The following is a 19125-nucleotide window of genomic DNA, read 5'->3' on the forward strand; positions in this document are numbered from 1 at the left end:
TCCTTTAAATCTGTTTGGGAACCGTGATGAAAATACGGAAACCATTATCGTTGCTGATCTGGATATTGCCATTTAAACTCCAAATCCGGTCTCTCATATTAATGAGTCCGATGCCGGATTCTGCCAGCGGCTTTCCGGAGGCCCCGTTATCCTCGATCAGAAGCTGATACAGTGCAGGGTGCTCCCGCAGAATAATGTGGGCTGACGTTGCATTGCTGTGCTTCATGATATTTGCCAGTGCTTCTTTTAAAATAGAAATAAAACCGTATTTGAGGTCTCTGGGGACAGCCTCGGTGATATCGTAGTCCAGTCTGACCGGGCAGAAGGAAAACTCTGCGATCAGGCTTTTGACGGCTTCCTCCATATTAATGGATTCGTCATGGAGATCATGAACGCTGGAGCGGATGTTGTCCATGGCGGATGAAAGGGTATCTTCCAGCTGATCCAGAGAGGGGGTGAGTACAGGCTCCCTGCTGATCGCTTTCAGTGCGCCGGTCATCAGAATAGAACGCGTCAGCAGGTGTCCTACGTTGTCATGGATTTCACGTGCGATTCTGTTTCGCTCTCTTAAGGTGGCGGTGTAGATTTCATAATCCTGTTTATCACGCAGCGACTGGTTTTTCTGCTGCAGCAGAAGGTTTAGCTCTGTGGTATCGTCTCTGGTGCGCTTAAACTGCAGATCCAGGCACTGGTATGCGTGATTCAGCCAGAACAAAAGCATGGAGGTCATACATCCGAGAAGGATGAAGAGTAAGAGAACGATCTGACCGGGAATGCAGTAGCGGAACAGAGAAAAGGCACACAGGACGGCGGCAGAATAATGCCGGGCACCTGCCAATGCATAAGTAACAGCAGGTAAAAACAGCAGCAGCTGGGGTATAAACCAGGATGCTGCGCTGTAGATCAGAAGAATGATCAGCCGGCTCTTTTTCCCCATGAAAGAGCAGGAGCAGACAACGGAGATACAGATCAAAAATGACAGGATGAAAACGGGAGTGATTTCTGTAAACTGCACCGTAAACATACTGTATGCGAATAACAGAAAAATACTGGCGATCGATCTCATGGACAGTCCCTCCTTCTGGTTAGATTATATCTCACAGGTGAGTTCTTGGCAACTGGAGGAGAAATTCATGACATTTGTCATGCTCTGTTCTGACGCAGTTCACTACGTTTTGGCTGCCGCATCCGGTATACTGTAATCATAAGATGCAGGTTCCCGAAGTCATTCAATTGCATGTCTTGTATGAACTTCTGATCCTGGCATCATCATAAAGAATGACAGGAGGAGTGTATGATGATTACGATAGAAAATCTAGTGAAGCGATATGGTGATCTGGTGGCGCTTGACCATCTGAATCTGGAGATTAAGGAGGGCGAGATATTTGGACTTCTGGGACCCAACGGGTCCGGAAAAACGACGGCGATCAACTGCATGCTGGCCCTTTTAAAGTATGATAAGGGAATGATCCGTATCCGGGGACAGGTGATGAAACCGGACAGTTATGAGATTAAGAAAGAGATCGGGGTTGTCCTACAGAACGTAGCGGTATTCGAGCAGATGACAGTGTACGAAAACATAGATTATTTCTGCGGGCTGTATGTTCCGGACAAGACGAAGCGGAAACGGCTGGTGGAGGAGGCGATCGTTTTCGTAGGCCTGGAAGATTTTTTGAAAATGAAGCCCAAAAAGCTTTCCGGGGGACTGCTGCGAAGACTGAACATCGCATGCGGCATCGCACATAAACCCAGGCTTATATTCATGGATGAGCCTACTGTCGCGGTTGACCCGCAGAGCCGCAATAAGATCCTGGAAGGGATCATGGAACTGAACCGTCAGGGATCTACGATCATCTATACGTCACACTACATGGAAGAGGTGGAACAGATTTGTTCCCGGATCGCCATCATCGATCACGGAAGAGTACTCGCAACAGGTACGAAAGAGTCTCTGAAGAGTATGATCAAAACAGGGGAGACGATCACGATCGAAGCGGTGATCTTACAGGAGACACAGATCGAAGAGCTGCGGCAGCTTCCGCATGTGTTTGATATACACTATGAGGAGCAGATTCTGAAGATTCGCTGCAGCAGGGGAAAACATAATCTGATCCGGGTTCTGAATTTTCTGCAGGAACAGGATATTGCATTCGGCAGAGTGTTTTCGGAACTTCCTACATTGAACGATGTATTTCTTGAGATCACCGGAAAACAGCTTCGGGATTAAGGGGGGAGAGCAATGATGCATTTAATGAAATATCTGCTTATACAGACTGTCCGGGTAAAAGAAAATATGTTCTGGGCGCTGATGTTTCCCATTGTGCTGGGAACGTTCTTCTATTTCTCGTTTGGGAGAGGGGATATGGGAGAAGATATGGAGGCCATACCCACTGCGGTTGTCGAGGAGGCAAACGCACAGGTTTTTATGACTTTTCTGGATGAAATGGACGGTGACATCCTGAAAGTAAGTGTGATGACGGAGGATGAGGCGAGGACTGCTCTTAAAGGCGGAAAGGTCGCAGGGATTTTTTATGCCGGTGAAAAACCTTCTCTTACAGTGGGATCATCAGGAATCAGTGAGAGTATTCTGAAATCACTGCTTGATACTTATCAGAAAAATGCCGCCATGATGGAAAGGATCGCCGCAGAGCAGCCCAAACGCATGCAGGATGCGCTGCAGTCTCTCGGTGAATACCGGACGATGACGAAAGAGATATCCCCGGGCGGGAAGACTTATGATAATAATGTCATGTACTTCTTCACGCTGATCGGTATGGCGTGTCTGTTCGGGGCGTTTCTGGGCCTTCAGTCGATCTATGACCTGAAGCCGAATCTCTCGGCGCTGGGGGCGAGACAGAGCATTACACCGACGCACCGTCTGAAGCTGATCCTGTGTGATCTGATCGTCGTGTTTCTGATTCATTATGTCAATATACTCCTGGTCGTTGCGTATCTGCGATTTGTACTGAAGATCAATCTGGGTGATAACATCGCAGTTCTGCTGGGCGTGTGTCTGCTGGGAAGCATGATCGGCGTGGCTTACGGTATCATGATCGGATGCCTGAAGAAGGTAGACAAAGGAGTAAAAATTGGGATTGTTGTGGGAAGCAGCCTGTTCTTCAGTTTCCTTGCAGGCATGATGGTGGGAAATATGAAAGATATTATAGAGCGCAGCTGCCCTGTTGTGAACCGCCTGAATCCGGCGGCAGTCCTGTCCGATGCATTTTACTGTATGGCGGTATACGATAATCCGGAACGTTTCCTGCGAAACATCATTACGATGGTGATCATGGCCGCATTGTTTGTAACGATTGCATTTCTTGGAATCAGGAGGGAACGATATGACAGTATTTAAAGGATTTTTGAAGATCATTAAGAGCAATCTTCACATCATTATTATGTATGTTGTGATCTTTATGACAATCTCTGTTATGACACAAAAGTTTCTGGGAGAAGCTCAGCAGGAAGGTTTTGAGGCGTCAAGGCTTGAAGTGGCGGTGATAGATAAAGACGGCGGTAAAGTAGCGGGTAAATTTACAGAGTATCTGGCTCAGCATCACAACGTCAAAGAGATCCCGAATGACAGAGATATGATCCAGGAGGAGATGTTTAACCGCAATATCGACTATGTGGCAGTCATTCCTGAAAACTTTGTGGAGAAGTGTTTTGTGCGGCAGGAACGTTTGGAAACAATCAGTCTGCCAGACTCCAACAAGGCTTTTTACGCAGATCAACAGATCAATACGTTTTTAAATGATATGCGGGTGATGACAGACTCAGGATTCAGCGCAGAGGAAGCGGCAGAGGAAATTCTGAAAATTTCCGGTGAGAAAGCTCAGGTGACGATGCTCGATCAGGACGGACATGGCGGGCAGACACCGTCGTACGCCTTTATGTTTCAGTATATGCCTTATATTATGCTGGCGGTGCTTTGTTACTGTATGAGTTATGTTCTGATCGCATTCAGAAAAAAAGAAGTCCGCAGCAGAATGCTCTGTTCGGCAGTCAGTGTCCGCAGTCAGAATTTGCAGATGATACTGGGGACGACACTTTTTGGGATTGCTTTCTGGGGTGTGTGTCTTCTGATGACACTAATATTAAACGGTGTGGATTTTCTGAGGGATGCTCATGCTTTGCTGTATATACTTAACAGTTTTCTGCTGATGCTGGTTGCCCTGTCAATGGCATATCTTCTGGGTACCTGCTGCAAAAATGATATCACAGTCAATGCTGTAGTGAATGTAGCGGCACTGGGAATGAGTTTTCTGTGCGGCGTATTCGTACCGCTTCAGATCATCGGATCGCAGGTCCGCCGCGTAGCACAGTTTCTTCCGGTCTACTGGTATGAATATATACATCAGATCATTAGTTCCCATGCCGTGCTTGACGAAGCCATGAAAGCTGATATTTTAAAAAGCATGGGAATACAGCTGGCATTTGCCGTGGCATTCCTGTGTATCGCAGTAATGCTTGACAAGTATAAGGGGCAGACCGTCCACAGCTGAGATCACTTTACAGGAAAGTCCGGTTTCCCGGGACCCAAAGTCCCGTACATGGAAACCGGACCTTTTTTTCTGTCATTCATTTCACATTCTTGTTTAAAGGGTTTGAACTGTTTTTGGGGTATGTGGTAGAATAGCAGTATGTCAAAAAAATGGTGGGAAGACAATGCAGGAAAAAGAACGTTTGAATAAATTTTTAAGTGAAGCTGGCATATGCTCACGGAGAGAAGCAGATCGTATGATCATGGCAGGTGCAGTGACAGTGAATGGTGAGCCTGCTGAGACAGGCATGCGGGTCTCTGAAGAAGATACAGTGCTCGTCAGGGGGAAGAAAATCAGGAAAAAAGAAGAAATGGTACTTTTACTGATGAATAAACCAAGAGGAATCATCTGTACGGCGCAGACCAGGGAAAAGCCGAATATCATTGAATATCTGAATTATCCGGTAAGAGTCTATCCGGTCGGACGGCTTGATAAGGAGTCAGAAGGCCTGCTGCTGCTGACTAATAACGGAGATCTTGTGAACAGGATCATGAGGGCAGGCAACTTTCATGAGAAAGAGTACCATGTTTGGGTGAACCGGCCGATCGATCAGGAATTCATCAGAAGAATGAGTGATGGCGTACCGATTTTGGATACTGTGACAAGACCGTGTAAAGTTAGGAAAACAGGGAAAAATACGTTTAGTATTATTTTGACACAGGGATTAAACCGGCAGATCAGACGAATGTGTGAATATCTGGGATACCGTGTGGAAAGACTTGTGCGCGTCCGGATCATGAATCTCAGGCTGGATGGAATTGATACGGGGGAATACCGGAAAATCACAGATCAGGAGTACAGAAAACTGCAGAAGCTTTTAAAAGATTCTACATCGCTGCCTTGGAAGGAGAAATTATGAACCAGCAGGAATATATGAAGGAACTTGTCGGGAAGCTGAACGAGGCTTCCAGGGCTTATTATCAGGAAAACAGAGAAGTGATGAGCAACTTTGAATATGACAGACTCTATGATGAGCTGGAAAAACTTGAGGAAGAGACGGGAGTTGTTCTGGCGAACAGCCCGACGGTATCCGTTGGATATGCATCACTCGACGAACTGCCGAAAGAAGAGCATGAACGTCCGATGTTGTCACTGGACAAGACGAAAGATATAGAAGCACTTAAGAAATTCATCGGCGCAAATAAGACGCTGCTGTCCTGGAAACTGGACGGACTAACGATTGTTCTCACATATCGGGACGGTGAATTACTGAAAGCAGTCACAAGAGGAAACGGTGTGATCGGAGAGGTGATTACCAACAATGCGAAAGTGTTTCAGAATATTCCTCTTAAGATCCCCTATCGCGGGGAACTGGTCCTGAGAGGGGAAGCCATCATTACGTATTCTGATTTTGAAAAGATCAACAGGATGATACCGGATGTTGATGCCCGTTATAAGAATCCCCGTAACCTTTGCAGCGGTTCTGTCCGCCAGCTGGATAACAAGGTGACAGCCGGGCGAAACGTCCGTTTTTTTGCGTTTGGGCTTGTGAAGGCGGATGGCGTTGATTTTCAGAATTCCCGCGAGTCTCAGATGGAATGGCTTAAAGAACAGGGATTTGAGACGGTGGAATACCGCATGGTAGACGCTGATAATGTGGAGGAGGAAATCGAATGGTTTTCAAAACATATAGAAAAGAATGATTTTCCGTCAGATGGGCTGGTTGCTGTGTATGACGACATTGCATATGGGGAATCACTGGGGAGCACGGCAAAGTTTCCGCGGAATTCCTATGCGTTTAAATGGGCGGATGAGACGAGACAGACGCATCTGATAAAGATCGAGTGGAGTCCGTCGCGGACAGGCCTGATCAATCCGATCGCTGTATTTGATCCCGTGGAACTTGAGGGGACGACGGTCAGCCGTGCAAGCGTACACAATCTCAGCATTCTGAAAGCTCTGGAGCTGGGAGAAGGGGATGAGATCACCGTCTACAAGGCAAATATGATCATTCCTCAGATTGCTGAAAATCTTACAAAAAGTGGCTTTAAAGATATGCCGGAGACATGTCCTGCATGCGGGGAACAGACACATGTACAGCAGGACAGCGAGGTGGAGGTACTGATGTGTACGAACTCTGAATGTCCGGCGAAAGCGATCAAGGCCTTTACGTTGTTTGTCAGCAGAGATGCGATGAATATTGACGGATTGTCAGAAGCAACTCTGGAAAAGTGGATAGCCAGAGGATTTTTGAAAGATTTTGGGGATATCTTTGAAATCTCCAGGTATGAGGAAGAAATCACATCCATGGAAGGCTTTGGAGAAAAATCATACGAAAATCTGATACAGAGTATTGAACGGGCGCGACATACCACACTTCCGCGTCTTTTATATGCATTGGGGATTCCCAATATCGGTGTGGCAAATGCGAAGATGATATGCAGAAGCTTTCAGAATAATCTGGAGAAAATCCGCAATGCGACGGAAGAAGAGCTGCAGGATATCGAAGGCGTGGGAGCCGTAATTGCACGGACATTTGCAGAATATTTCAGGAAAGAAGAGAATCAGAAGAAACTGGATCATCTGCTCGGGCATGTGGAGTTCGAGGAGCAGCAGGAAGAGGAGGTGCAGATATTTGAGGGCAAGAATTTTGTGATCACAGGAAGTGTTGTACATTTTGCAAACCGCAGCGAACTGAAGGAAGAAATAGAGAAGCGGGGCGGCAAGGTGACCGGAAGCGTGTCCTCCAAAACAGATTATCTGATCAACAATGATGTCGGTTCCGCATCCTCAAAGAATAAAAAAGCGGCACAGCTGGGGGTTCCGGTGATTTCCGAGGAAGGGTTTCTCCGGATGCTGCAGTAAAAGGAACAGATTGACATTTTTTCTTATCTTGGTTACAATGGCACTTAACATGAAGATTGACAGACTGGGGATACGAAATGAGGAATGACGTTTGGAAAATGAAGGAATACAATTAACAGAGAAGAAACTGTCAGTGGAGCGAGGAAAACGCGGTGTGCTGAAGGTGATTTTCGGCAGGACAGCGATCATTATTGCGTTACTGCTGGTGCAGCTTTTTGTTCTGTTTGTGGGATTTCAGTATCTGAGGCAATATATTGACATGGTGTACTTCTATGCCGTTTACCAGGTGTTTATGGCGGTGCTGGTCCTGTGGATCATCAATCAGCAGGGCAACCCTGCGTTTAAACTGGCGTGGATTGTTCCGATCCTTGTGCTGCCGGTCTCAGGGGCTCTATTTTACGTCTTTATAAAGCTGCAGCTTGGGAGCAGAATGCTCAATAAGCGGCTATATAAACTGGCAGAAGAGACAAAAATATATTCAAAACAGGATATGGAGACGATGCTTCATCTGGAAGATGAACACCGCCAGGTGGTGAGTCTTGCCAGATATCTGAGTGAAACAGCGTCTTTTCCTGTATACCGGAATACGACAGTAAAATATTTTCCGCTTGGAGAGGATAAGTTTGAGGAGCTGAAGATACAGTTAAAGCGTGCGAAACATTTTATCTTTCTGGAATATTTCATTATCCAGGAAGGGGAGATGTGGGATACCGTACTGGATATTTTAAAGGAGAAGGTACAGGAGGGGGTTGAGGTAAGGCTTATGTATGACGGCACCTGTACACTTGCTCTGCTCCCGTCCCAATATCCGAAGCAGATGGAGAAGCTTGGCATTAACTGTAAGGTGTTTGCGCCGATCCGGCCTGCGCTCTCAACATCTCAGAATAACCGGGATCACAGAAAGATACTGGTCATTGACGGTGAGACAGCATTTACCGGAGGTATTAATCTGGCGGATGAATATATCAATAAGAAAGTCCGTTTCGGACATTGGAAAGATACTGGAATCATGGTACAGGGAGATGCGGTGCGCAGTTTTACCCTGATGTTCCTGCAGATGTGGGACATCGATGTGAAAAAAGAAAGTTATTCCAGGTATCTGGATGTACCGAGTTACATGCCGGCATATGGTGCACCGGGCTTTGTGATTCCGTACGGGGACAGTCCGCTGGATAATGAACCGGTAGGGCAGCAGGTTTATCTGGATATGATCTATGGGGCAAAAGACTATCTGCACATTATGACACCATACCTGATACTGGATCATGAGACATTGCAGGCTCTTCAGTTTGCGGCAAAGCGCGGTGTTGACGTGAAGATTATCATGCCGCATATCCCGGACAAATGGTATGCGTTTGTTGTCGCCAAGACGTACTATCAGGAGCTCTTAAAGACAGGCGTAAAGATTTACGAGTACACACCTGGCTTTATCCATGCAAAAAGTTTTGTGGCCGATGATGAACAGGCCGTTGTGGGGACCATCAATCTGGATTTCAGAAGCCTTTATCTTCACTTTGAATGTGCTGCTTTCATGTATAAGGTGCCATGCATTGCTGATATTGAGAGAGATTACCAGGAAACCCTGGAGAAATGCCAGAGAATCACGGTTGAAGACTGCAGACGGGAAAAGCTGAGTGTGAAGGCGGCGGGCAGGATCCTGAGACTGTTTGCACCGCTGATGTAAACTGATATCATCGAAAATTTCAAGGAAAGAGGGTAACGAATATGCCGATTAAAATACAGAGTGATCTGCCGGTAAAAGAAATACTGGAAAAAGAAAATATATTTGTGATGGATGAGCATCGTGCCATGCATCAGGACATTCGACCGATTCAGATACTGATTCTGAATCTGATGCCGCTTAAGGAGGAGACGGAGCTGCAGCTGCTGCGATCACTGTCAAACACTCCACTGCAGGTGGATGTTACGTTTATGAAAGTGAGTTCACATGAGTCAAAAAATACATCGCTGAGTCATCTGAATAAATTTTATCAGACATTTGACGAACTTAAGGAGCAGAAGTTTGACGGCATGATCGTGACGGGGGCTCCAGTTGAGAAGATGGAGTTCGAAGAGGTGGATTACTGGGATGAGATGACAAAGATTATGGACTGGAGCCAGCAGAACGTGACTTCGACGATCTTTCTATGCTGGGGAGCGCAGGCGGCACTGTACTATTTTTACGGATTGCCAAAGGTGCAGCTGGATAAAAAGCTGTTCGGGCTGTTCTGGCACCGGGTGAAAAACAGAAAAATCCCGCTGGTGCGCGGATTTGATGACGTATTTTTGGCGCCGCATTCCAGGCATACGGATGTACCGATCGACAAGATACATGCCTGTGAAGCTCTGACGGTCCTGGCAGAATCTGAAGAAGCCGGAATCTTCATGGCGATGGCCAGGGAAGGACGCCAGATTTTTGTGATGGGTCATCCGGAGTACGACAGGGTAACGCTTGATACGGAGTACAAGAGAGATCTGTCCAAAGGACTTCCGATTGATATTCCGAAAAATTATTATGAGGATGATAATCCTGATAACAAACCGGATTTGAAGTGGCGGGCGACAGCCAACAATCTGTATACGAACTGGTTGAATTACTACGTGTATCAGAGCACGCCGTTTGATCTGTACGGCACGCCGTTTTAAACAGCGGATTTCCGGCTTTTTAAGGGATTCTGAAAGCTGTTACTATGCATTGAATTTCACGTAATTTCTTATAAATTTTTACGAAAAATGGTGTGGGTGACACCAGAAAATGGTGTAGTAAATATAGGCTGGGATAAAGAGTGTAAAAGTGTTCGATCAACAGCAAGTCATGGGTAAACGAGTGTTTTGACTTTATTTATTTTTCCCTTTGAAAATAGTTTTGATATGATATCAAAAACTGAATATTTAGATATTAGCATAAGTCCATTATTGACTCTTAATTGAGCAGATAGTGGACTTACTTTAATGTCTGAAAAAGGGTTGCACCCGCTGCATTTAAATGGTTCTACGGGACAAATACGAGGTCACAGGGGGATTCTGTGACGACAAATACAGTAAAAATGAAAACACGATTTCATGACAAAATGAGAGGAGGCATCATGATGGAAAATAAAACGGTATTCGGTGATTTAATCAATATGGTAAAAAAGGAAAGCGGATATTATAAACAAGATATTAAGCCGATCCTAAAAGCATTTTTGAAGGTGATCAGAGCTGAGTTGCAAAAAGGGAATCGGATATATCTGCGGGAATTCGTATCCCGGAGCATACGACGTACAAGTTTAAATTTACAAAGCATTTTATTGAGCATATCAATGACGGAGAAGAGTTTGATCCGGTAGATGATGAGGAGGAATAAGGTATATTAAATTTTGATACCTTTGTTTATTTGATACAGGGGTGTATTTTAAATCGTAACAGGGAACCAGAGACGGTATGTACATGATTGCTGCTGCCTCTTTTTTTGTGCAAAAATTAAGGAGATGTATCAACAAAATGGATGAAACAAAAATATGTAAGGCATGTGACAGGGAATTGCCGATTGATCGATTTGAGCTGATAAAACCAAAGGATGGGAAGCCATATCGTATCTCTACATGCAGAAAATGCCGGTACGAAAAACGGGCGATGAACAAAAACAAATTAAGCGACAACATTGATATTATCATACACAGGCAGTATAAGGAAATAAAACCAGAACGAATATTGGATTTAACCATAACAGATATTGTTCCGATTGGTGAAGATGAGGTCTTTGTGAAGCTGATGGATTATCCCGGGTATTGGCTGTCCAATTACGGGCGATGTATTCATTTCAGGAATGAGGGAAAATATGTGTTACTGCCGGGAAGCTATGATAAATATCAGGTATTGAAATATGGGGTCAGAAAAAATGTGTTTTCAGGCGGCAAATGGACTACCCAAAGGGAAATTTTATATGCACCGAAAGCAGTCGTGCAGGAATTCGTCGTAAATCCGGATATTGAAAATAATGTTTACGTATGGCACCGAGGATTTGACAAAGTGAATAATTACTATAAAAATCTGTATCCGCTGAATAAGGAACAGTACAGGAGCGTAAAGAATCATTACAATCAATATGGCGAGGACTCAGAAGAGTTTATTATCAAAGTCATGAATGATATCAAATTCAAGCCGGACACATGGAGTAAAAAATGTATGGAACCGGTGATGTGTGGGATTGGTTATCGTGGAAGTAACAATGTTGACTGCGATTCTGAGGCGTATCATCGGTGGCATGACATGTTAAGCCGCTGTTATAATGAAAAATTCCATCAACGGCAACCACAGTATAAAGGTTGCACGGTCTGCGAGGAATGGAAGAATTTCAGCAACTTTAAATGTTGGCATGAGAAACATAAATATGGCGATGAGCAACTGGATTTGGACAAAGATATTTTGTTTAAAGGCAATACGGTGTATAGCCCGGAGACCTGCTGCTTTGTGCCGCATATTATCAATACGGTATTTATCAACGGGAAATCTGCCAGAGGTGATTTGCCAATTGGGGTTAGCTACGACAGAGAGAAAAAGAAATATCGGGCTTGTGTTGCATTTATGGGACAAAGTATAAAACTGGGAAGGTTTGATTCTGCGGAAAAGGCATTTGCCAGATACAAAGAATACAAGGAAGATCTAATTCAGGATTTAGCGGAACAATACAAAGGAGATATACCGGATAAGGTGTATCAGGCGATGATGGAGTGGAAAGTTGAGATTACTGATTGATGATGGGCATATCGGATATAGATATCTGGTATGCCTGTTTTTTTTGCTCCAGCTGCCACACTGCTATTTATTTCGTCAAGAAACAATTGATTGCTCAGAAAATATTATAGATGTTTTAGGGGAATGAATGGTATAGAGTTTTGTATAAAATATTTCATTACCAATAGCGGAAGAAATTGATAGCTTTTATGAAAATATTTCCAGAATTTATGACAAATTTACCAAAAGATGATATAATAAAATCATTAAAAACAAGCACGTATCAAAAAATAATGACGAAGATACGTAGGTTATAATAGAAAAACAGGTGAAAGCCTGTGACGCAAAACTACAGGGTCTAAGCGATTAAATACGACAGCCAGTTGCAGCATGAGGTGAGCATTCTCTGATGGAGGGTGCTTTTTTGTTTGGGCGAAAATGTGAGGGAGGATGCATTTTATGGATAATATTTTGATTACTTCAGGATTTAATATCGAAGGGTATCGAATAACTAAATATCTAGGGATATATACTGGAGAAGCTGCTCTTGGAACAGGGTTTCTTAGCTCCCTGGGAGCTGGTTTTGCAGACATTCTGGGTTCCAATAGCAGTATGTATTCAAATAAATTACAAAACGCAAAAAACATTGCAATGAAAGTCATGCTGGACAATGCTTCAAGAGCTGGAGCTGATGGTATCATAGGCGTAGACATTGACTATGCTTCTTTTTCGGCAGATATCATGGGAGCGATTGTGAGCGGAACTGCTGTGAAACTGGAAAAAATCATGTCCACTGCATCAAAGAAAATTGAACAGGAAATAACGGTAATACCGGTAGGCAATTATGGTACGGAAATTCCGTATCGCCCATATCAGGCTGAAATAAATTCGTCTGATAAAACCTTACGTGTTCATGGTTTTTCTTATAAAAAAGATTCTTTATCAGCCGTCCAATTAAATATTTGCGCAAATACAATATTTGATGAGATAGTTGATCTTGGTAATTATAATTTTATTGATTTTAATCATGATGGGCGTTTATGCACCACTGAATATCTTTCGTATTATTTTGACGATGACATTATAAGGTGCACGAAATCATTAAAAATTAAAATACTGCGTTGTGTACTTGATAATATGGCGGTCGTGGCACAGGAGCCTGTATATAATATAATGACTCTGCCGGATGAATTAGATAAGTTACAAAAATTATATGGGAAAGACGTTGTATGTGATTACTCACTGTCAGACACTGGGTGGATATGCCTTTGCGGTAAAGAAAACCCGTTAGATTCTTCAAACTGTTTATTATGCGGACGTGTAAAAAATTCTTATGAGACTCAGGATTCGCCGGATGATAAAAATTCTAATTTTATAAGAAAAATAGAAACCCTGGAGAATGCGCGTGAAATGTTTGAGTATATAAGTAACTGTATTAAAGAACAGAATGAGAACTTTTCTCAAGAATTGCTTGATATCGTTAATAAATATGTAACATTGGAAAAGTTTTATGGCGGAAGTCAGAAAAAGGCATGCCTTGAAAAAGTAAGGGATTATTTTGGAGAGCATAATTAATTTACACGTATGTGACAGAAGATGTTGACGCAAATGTAATTTTTTAAGTTGTTTTTATAGTATACAGTATTTTATGAAAAGTGATAAGGGAGAACGCACATGAAAAAGAAAATGAGGAGTTTAGCGGTGCTATTGACTATGCTAATGTTGGTTACTGCTTTGCCGATAGATGTATCAGGAGCCAGTGAGAACGTTATGCAAGAGGATGAAATTGTTTTGGAACAGGAGGAAGATAAAGAAATTATAGAAGTTCCTGAATCTGAAGATGTGCTTGGTACTGCACTTCCGGAGGCTGAGGTTGAGGAGAATACTCAGTCAGAAGAGCTGGAGGCTGCTGAGGAGGAAGAAGGGATTCCGGAAAGTGATGTGGAGGAAGTTCCGGAAGCTCCATCAGATCCGGCTTTGGATAGTCGTAGGGGAAACGTAACGTCAGAATATGGGACGGTGATCGAGAGTGGAGATTGTGGTGCGAATGGCAGTAATTTAACATGGACAGTATATAATGGCGTATCAGGGTATACATTGGTGATAACTGGAAGAGGAGTAATGAAAGATTATACAATCCTTGATAAGCCAGGTTGGAGCAAATATGATGACACGATCAAAAAATTAATTTTGGAAAATGGTATCACAAAAATTGGGAATATGGCTTTTTGGCACTATGAGAAATTGAGCGGCGAACTTGTAATCCCTGAAAGTGTTAGAATCATTGGAGATAAAGCTTTTTGGTTTTGTACTGGGTTAATCGGGAATTTGATTATTCCAGACTCTGTAGAAAGCGTCGGGGAAGAGGCGTTTTTAGGGTGCTCTGGATTAAGTGGCGAACTGGTACTATCAAGTCATTTAAAGAACATTGGAACAAAAGCGTTTTCAAGCTGTTCATTTCAGGGGAATCTTAATCTTCCAGAAACACTTGAAAATATTGGAAGCGGTGCATTTATGTGGGGAAGCGGATTTTCTGGAAATGTAGTAATTCATAATAGTGTAAAGGCTATAAGTGAAGACGCATTTACAGGATGCAGGTCATTGCAAAGTTTCACTGTATTGAATGAAAACTGCCTTATCTTTGACTCGAGTAGTACGATTCCTGCAAGAACTATATATGGTTATGAAAATTCAAGTGCCCAGAGATATGCCAATAAATATAACAGAACTTTTATAAAAGACCATAATTATACCTGTACAACTACAGAACCAACTTGTACGGAAGATGGAACAGAAGTTTACACCTGTACGATATGTGGGGATTGTTATGTGATTGATATTCCTGCGTCTGGTCATACCGAAATAATAGATGAGGGAATTCCTGCAACCTGTACAGCAGATGGCAAAACGGATGGTAAGCATTGTTCTGTGTGCGGGGCAACTATTGAAGAGCAAGTTTCTATTCCAGCGACTGGGCACATAGAAGTAATTGATGATGCTATTGCTTCAACGTGTACTGAGTCAGGACTGACAGAAGGAACACATTGCTCCATTTGCAATGAAGTGATCAAGATACAGGAAACAGTTCCTGCATTAGGACACACTGAAGAAAAAGACGAAGCGGTCAAAGCAACATGTTCAATAGCTGGACTGACAGAAGGCAGTCATTGTTCTGTTTGTGGGGAAGTAATCAAAACGCAGGAGATAGTACCAGCAACCGAGCATACGATAGTAATTGAGAAAGCAGTCTCTCCGACCTGTACAAAAACAGGAAAAACAGAGGGGAGTCACTGTTCCGTTTGTAATACAGTAATAAAGGAGCAGAAGGAGATTCCTGTAGCCAGCCATACCTACAAGTTCGACAAGCTCACAAAAGCAACGCTCACTGCAAATGGTAAAATCATAAGAAAATGTACAGCCTGTGGTAAATCAGCAACGCAAATCCTTTCTTATCCGAAAACGATCACGCTTTCGGCTACGAAATATACTTATAACGGAAAGGCAATGAAACCGACCGTCACCGTAAAGGGCGCAGATGGAGAGGTAATCCATCCTGCAAACTATAGTGTTACGTATTCAGCTGGATGCAAAAATGTTGGAAAATATAATGTGGTTATAACTTTCAAAGGCAATTACAGCGGCAAAGTCACCAGGAGCTTTACGATCAATAAAGCAGCCCAAGTGTTGACTGCGTCCAACCATACGAAAGTTTTTGGAAATGCACCATTTTTTACAGGAATTAAGAGGACAAAAGGTGACGGGAAATTAAGCTTTACCTCCAGCAATACGAAGATCGCGACGGTCTCAGGTATGGGAAAGATTACGATCAAAGGTATTGGGAAGACAACTATCACGATCACTACTGCGGCGACAAAAAATTATAATAAAGCAACAAAAGCGATTACCGTGACAGTCAATCCGAAAGCGACGTATATTTCGAGTGTGACTAGTGCATCCGCAGGCAAAATGACTGTAAAATGGAATAAAAATACAACGGTTACCGGATATCAAGTCCAGTATGCAACGAATTCCTCATTTTCAGGAGCAAAGACAATTACGGTAGCAAAAAACAGCGCAGTAAGTACATCGGTATCGAATCTGACTAAAGGAAAAACATATTACGTTCGGGTACGTACCTATAAAAAGGTTTACAGTACTGTTTATTACTCTTCATGGAGTGCAAAAAAAACTGTATTTGAAAAACCAAAGTTTTATACAGTTATGATAGAAAAGACAGAAAGATCTACGCACTGGATGTTGGTGAGCATTACCAATACGGGAACGAAACCAATACGGATTTTAGGAAATGGGGCGAGGTCTATTGATAGAGATTTCGATAGATATAATCGAAAGTTGAAATTGGCGACAGTTCGTAACAATAACATTGTAGAACTTAGATATGTGGAAATAGATCCTGGTGAGTCAGAAATTATTACCTTCTATACGTCATCACCCACATGGTATGACCGATATACTAGTGTTTTATACAGGATATCATATAATAGTAAAGTTTATATGGTAGATAGTAGTGCATGCTACGGAAGCTCAATCATTATGGAAGAGTAATTTTTCAACGTTATTAAGTATTATTTGTTTGGTAAATTTGTTTTTAAAAACTAAAGATATTCTAATGAGGGGGAAATAAAAATGGCATTAATCAAATGCTCGGAATGCGGAAAAGAGATCAGTGATAAGGCGGCTGCGTGTCCAAATTGTGGTTGTCCGGTAGAGCAACAGGCAGAACAAAGCGTAAGTGACGTATCGAAACATAATTTGCGGGAAGACAGTCCGCTAGAGAACACCAATAAAGAAGAATCAAGTACTGAAGAAGCGATTGAGAAAACGGTGATATCAGAAGAGAGCGAGGCTAAGACAGAAGAAGAGGCACCTGTAAAAAAAGCAATCTCGAAAAAAACCAAAATAATTATTGGTGCGGTAGCTGCTGTTGTGGTAGTTGCGGTAGTACTGGCAGTTGTCCTGACAAAAGATATGAGAGCATATAATAAAGCTACTGGATTAATGGAAGCTCAATCATGTTCTGAAGCAGTAAAGCTTTATTCGGAAATTGAGGGGTATAAAGATTCTGCGGACAAAATTGCGGAGTGTAAATACTATATAGCGGCGGGATTAATGGAGGATAAAAGTTACGAAGATGCTGCCAAAATATTTAATGAAATTTCGAGCTATAGTGACGCAGAAACACGGTATAAAGAATGCCAGTATCAGATCGCGAAGCTTCTGTATGGGAAGGAGCAGTTTGCAGATGCTGCTGAAATCTATAAGAGCATTGGTGAATATCAAGATGCGAGTAAACTCTTGAAAGACTGTGAGTATCAGCAGACCGTAGATGGACAATTTATGAGAGCTTTGACAAAAGGTCTGATAGGCAGATGGGATTATTCGGATGAGGGATATAAAGCAGATAACGATAAAGAATTTGACAAGATGAATAGCGCAGAATATACAGAATATATTAGAAAATGTATTGGATTTGAGCAGGATAACGTAAAAAGCTTTGCAGACAAAACATTTACTAATGAGCAGTTTGAGAAAGATGCAAAAGATTACATTAATATTATTGATAAGTCTTTAAAGGCTGTTGAGTATTATACAATGGATTATACTAAATATAATACGATGTGGAATGATTTATATGCAAGACGCTCGGTGCTTATCCGCAAATTTGTAAATGAATACAACTTGAAAGTTGATGAAGAACATCAAAAGACTTTAGACAGTTTTATTAAGGATGCTGGAGTTGTGGACGAGCAAAAGGCATTGGAACAAGCTATAAATGAGATGGTGGCTAATTTTACATACGAAGTAACAGACAAAGGATATGGCAGTATTTATTATGTGATTAATATGGAAAATACTACAGAAGTAACATTTGAATACTTTGGTTGTGCAGTGGATTTGTTGGATGAAAATGGTACGATTGTTTATACCGGATATACGGGAGAAATAAAAAATTTTGTTCCGGGGCAAAAGGCACAATTAGAAGTATACACGGGATTGCAGGGAAGTTCGTTGCAATTTCACCCCAATTATTTTGTAGCGCAATGAGGTCCGGACTTGAAATTAACGAGTGACGGTTATTTTGATCACATGGGCGGTAGAGTAGACTAACCAATGATTTCGATGATGTAAACTACCCCGGGGTGGTATGTACCGACTGCCCCGGAAATTCTACAAATACATGCTATAATCACACCAAATTCGGCTTTAGAATAACCGCGCCGAACAAGTCTGCATTCGACTCCGGATAATCTAAAAATGCACCTTAAAACGTGTACGAATAACCTGTAAATCATTAAAATGGGCTGAGAGCGTAAAAGCTTTTAGCCTATTTTTTTCTTCAAAATTGCGAAATTTGTAACGTTGTTTACATAACATATATAATCACATCTGTTTTGGACAGATCTGGCGAATAGTGTCTATAAAACAATGATTTCGCACACAGATGAATTGGCGCCCAGACAGAAAAAAATATTGATAAAGGAGAAATCTCCCTTGAAAAAAAGAAAATATGCCAGCCCCAACATTCGTTGTCTCTGATAAAGAAAAAGCTCTGATTGATGAGATTGTAGATCTGAGAAAAGAGCAGAAGATATCCCAAAACAAATTAGCAGATCTGACCGGAAACAGGCAGCAAGCGATATCACGCATAGAAAATAAGAACACAGCCCGTCTCTCAAACTATTTTGTAGTATGGTAAATGCGTTGGGGTATGATGTTAAAATTGTAAAGCAAACTGAATGATGACCATCAATAGCAGTTGGCGGTAAAAAACAGCTTCCTTTCAAAGGGAAATCGCCAGCTGCTATTTTGTTTTCCGAAAAACTTGCCATGACTGAGGTAAAGAACGCGATCGTTCTCTCTCTACCGATAACAAAGTAGCTAAAAAAGCCGGAGTTGGAACCGGAATCGTTGCTCATTATAACAAAGTAATGAAACGAGGCTTTTAATAGTTGAACATATCGCCAAAATTGGATGCATCAAACATACGGACGAATAATATAGAGGTTTTTCACAGTTTTGTGCAAAATCCGAATGGTGC

Annotated in this window: 13 protein-coding genes and 1 riboswitch; of the genes, 12 read left to right on the forward strand and 1 reads right to left on the reverse strand. The window is 42.4% G+C overall.

Annotated elements, in window-relative coordinates:
• Positions 1-4: 4 nt before the first annotated feature.
• Entirely contained in the window at positions 5-1066 is a 1062-nt protein-coding gene (locus MCG98_RS09015) for a histidine kinase (RefSeq protein WP_240301670.1), read from the reverse strand.
• A 228-nt stretch (positions 1067-1294) separates the two neighbouring features.
• Between MCG98_RS09015 and MCG98_RS09020 the strand changes: the two genes are divergently transcribed.
• The 12 genes from MCG98_RS09020 (at position 1295) to MCG98_RS09075 (ending at position 18131) form a co-directional block, all read left to right on the forward strand.
• Entirely contained in the window at positions 1295-2227 is a 933-nt protein-coding gene (locus MCG98_RS09020) for an ABC transporter ATP-binding protein (protein ID WP_345891635.1), read from the forward strand.
• Between the two features lie 12 nt (positions 2228-2239).
• Positions 2240-3355, forward strand: coding sequence for an ABC transporter permease (locus tag MCG98_RS09025; protein ID WP_240301671.1), 1116 nt, complete (start codon positions 2240-2242; stop codon positions 3353-3355).
• The gene (locus MCG98_RS09030) at positions 3342-4505 is read left to right on the forward strand and encodes an ABC transporter permease (protein WP_240301672.1); all 1164 of its coding nucleotides are present in this window, start codon (positions 3342-3344) and stop codon (positions 4503-4505) included. Before MCG98_RS09025 ends, MCG98_RS09030 begins: the two co-directional genes overlap by 14 nt.
• Positions 4506-4668: 163 nt before the next feature.
• Positions 4669-5403, forward strand: coding sequence for a pseudouridine synthase (locus MCG98_RS09035; protein ID WP_240301673.1), 735 nt, complete (start codon positions 4669-4671; stop codon positions 5401-5403).
• On the forward strand, positions 5400-7349 hold the full coding sequence (ligA, locus tag MCG98_RS09040; protein WP_240301674.1) for an NAD-dependent DNA ligase LigA: 1950 nt from the start codon (positions 5400-5402) through the stop codon (positions 7347-7349). Before MCG98_RS09035 ends, ligA begins: the two co-directional genes overlap by 4 nt.
• 91 nt (positions 7350-7440) lie before the next feature.
• Positions 7441-9033, forward strand: coding sequence for a cardiolipin synthase (gene cls / locus MCG98_RS09045; RefSeq protein ID WP_240301675.1), 1593 nt, complete (start codon positions 7441-7443; stop codon positions 9031-9033).
• 41 nt (positions 9034-9074) lie between these two features.
• The gene (gene metA, locus MCG98_RS09050; RefSeq protein ID WP_240301676.1) at positions 9075-9995 is read left to right on the forward strand and encodes a homoserine O-succinyltransferase; all 921 of its coding nucleotides are present in this window, start codon (positions 9075-9077) and stop codon (positions 9993-9995) included.
• Positions 9996-10435: 440 nt separating this feature from the next.
• On the forward strand, positions 10436-10678 hold the full coding sequence (locus tag MCG98_RS09055) for an HU family DNA-binding protein (protein ID WP_240301677.1): 243 nt from the start codon (positions 10436-10438) through the stop codon (positions 10676-10678).
• A gap of 154 nt (positions 10679-10832) precedes the next feature.
• Positions 10833-12086: an AP2 domain-containing protein gene (locus MCG98_RS09060; RefSeq protein WP_240301678.1), complete on the forward strand. Its 1254-nt coding sequence runs from the start codon at positions 10833-10835 to the stop codon at positions 12084-12086.
• Between the two features lie 287 nt (positions 12087-12373).
• Positions 12374-12456: riboswitch (cyclic di-GMP riboswitch) on the forward strand.
• Positions 12457-12524: 68 nt separating this feature from the next.
• On the forward strand, positions 12525-13640 hold the full coding sequence (locus MCG98_RS09065; protein WP_240301679.1) for a YbjQ family protein: 1116 nt from the start codon (positions 12525-12527) through the stop codon (positions 13638-13640).
• Positions 13641-13739: 99 nt separating this feature from the next.
• Positions 13740-16631, forward strand: coding sequence for a leucine-rich repeat protein (locus tag MCG98_RS09070; RefSeq protein WP_240301680.1), 2892 nt, complete (start codon positions 13740-13742; stop codon positions 16629-16631).
• Positions 16632-16712: 81 nt separating this feature from the next.
• Positions 16713-18131, forward strand: a complete 1419-nt coding sequence (locus tag MCG98_RS09075) for a zinc ribbon domain-containing protein (RefSeq protein ID WP_240301681.1) — start codon at positions 16713-16715, stop codon at positions 18129-18131.
• Positions 18132-19125: the final 994 nt, after the last annotated feature.

Origin of the sequence: Ruminococcus sp. OA3 (genome assembly GCF_022440845.1) — a bacterium.
GTDB lineage: Bacteria > Bacillota > Clostridia > Lachnospirales > Lachnospiraceae > Ruminococcus_G.

Coding starts and splice junctions, on each gene's coding strand:
- MCG98_RS09055 (WP_240301677.1), top strand. CDS start 10,436: ATGATGGAAAATAAAACGGTATTCGGTGATTTAATCAATATGGTAAAA.
- ligA (WP_240301674.1), top strand. CDS start 5,400: ATGAACCAGCAGGAATATATGAAGGAACTTGTCGGGAAGCTGAACGAG.
- metA (WP_240301676.1), top strand. CDS start 9,075: ATGCCGATTAAAATACAGAGTGATCTGCCGGTAAAAGAAATACTGGAA.
- MCG98_RS09025 (WP_240301671.1), top strand. CDS start 2,240: ATGATGCATTTAATGAAATATCTGCTTATACAGACTGTCCGGGTAAAA.
- MCG98_RS09075 (WP_240301681.1), top strand. CDS start 16,713: ATGGCATTAATCAAATGCTCGGAATGCGGAAAAGAGATCAGTGATAAG.
- MCG98_RS09070 (WP_240301680.1), top strand. CDS start 13,740: ATGAAAAAGAAAATGAGGAGTTTAGCGGTGCTATTGACTATGCTAATG.
- MCG98_RS09020 (WP_345891635.1), top strand. CDS start 1,295: ATGATGATTACGATAGAAAATCTAGTGAAGCGATATGGTGATCTGGTG.
- MCG98_RS09015 (WP_240301670.1), bottom strand. CDS start 1,066: ATGAGATCGATCGCCAGTATTTTTCTGTTATTCGCATACAGTATGTTT.
- MCG98_RS09060 (WP_240301678.1), top strand. CDS start 10,833: ATGGATGAAACAAAAATATGTAAGGCATGTGACAGGGAATTGCCGATT.
- MCG98_RS09030 (WP_240301672.1), top strand. CDS start 3,342: ATGACAGTATTTAAAGGATTTTTGAAGATCATTAAGAGCAATCTTCAC.
- MCG98_RS09035 (WP_240301673.1), top strand. CDS start 4,669: ATGCAGGAAAAAGAACGTTTGAATAAATTTTTAAGTGAAGCTGGCATA.
- MCG98_RS09065 (WP_240301679.1), top strand. CDS start 12,525: ATGGATAATATTTTGATTACTTCAGGATTTAATATCGAAGGGTATCGA.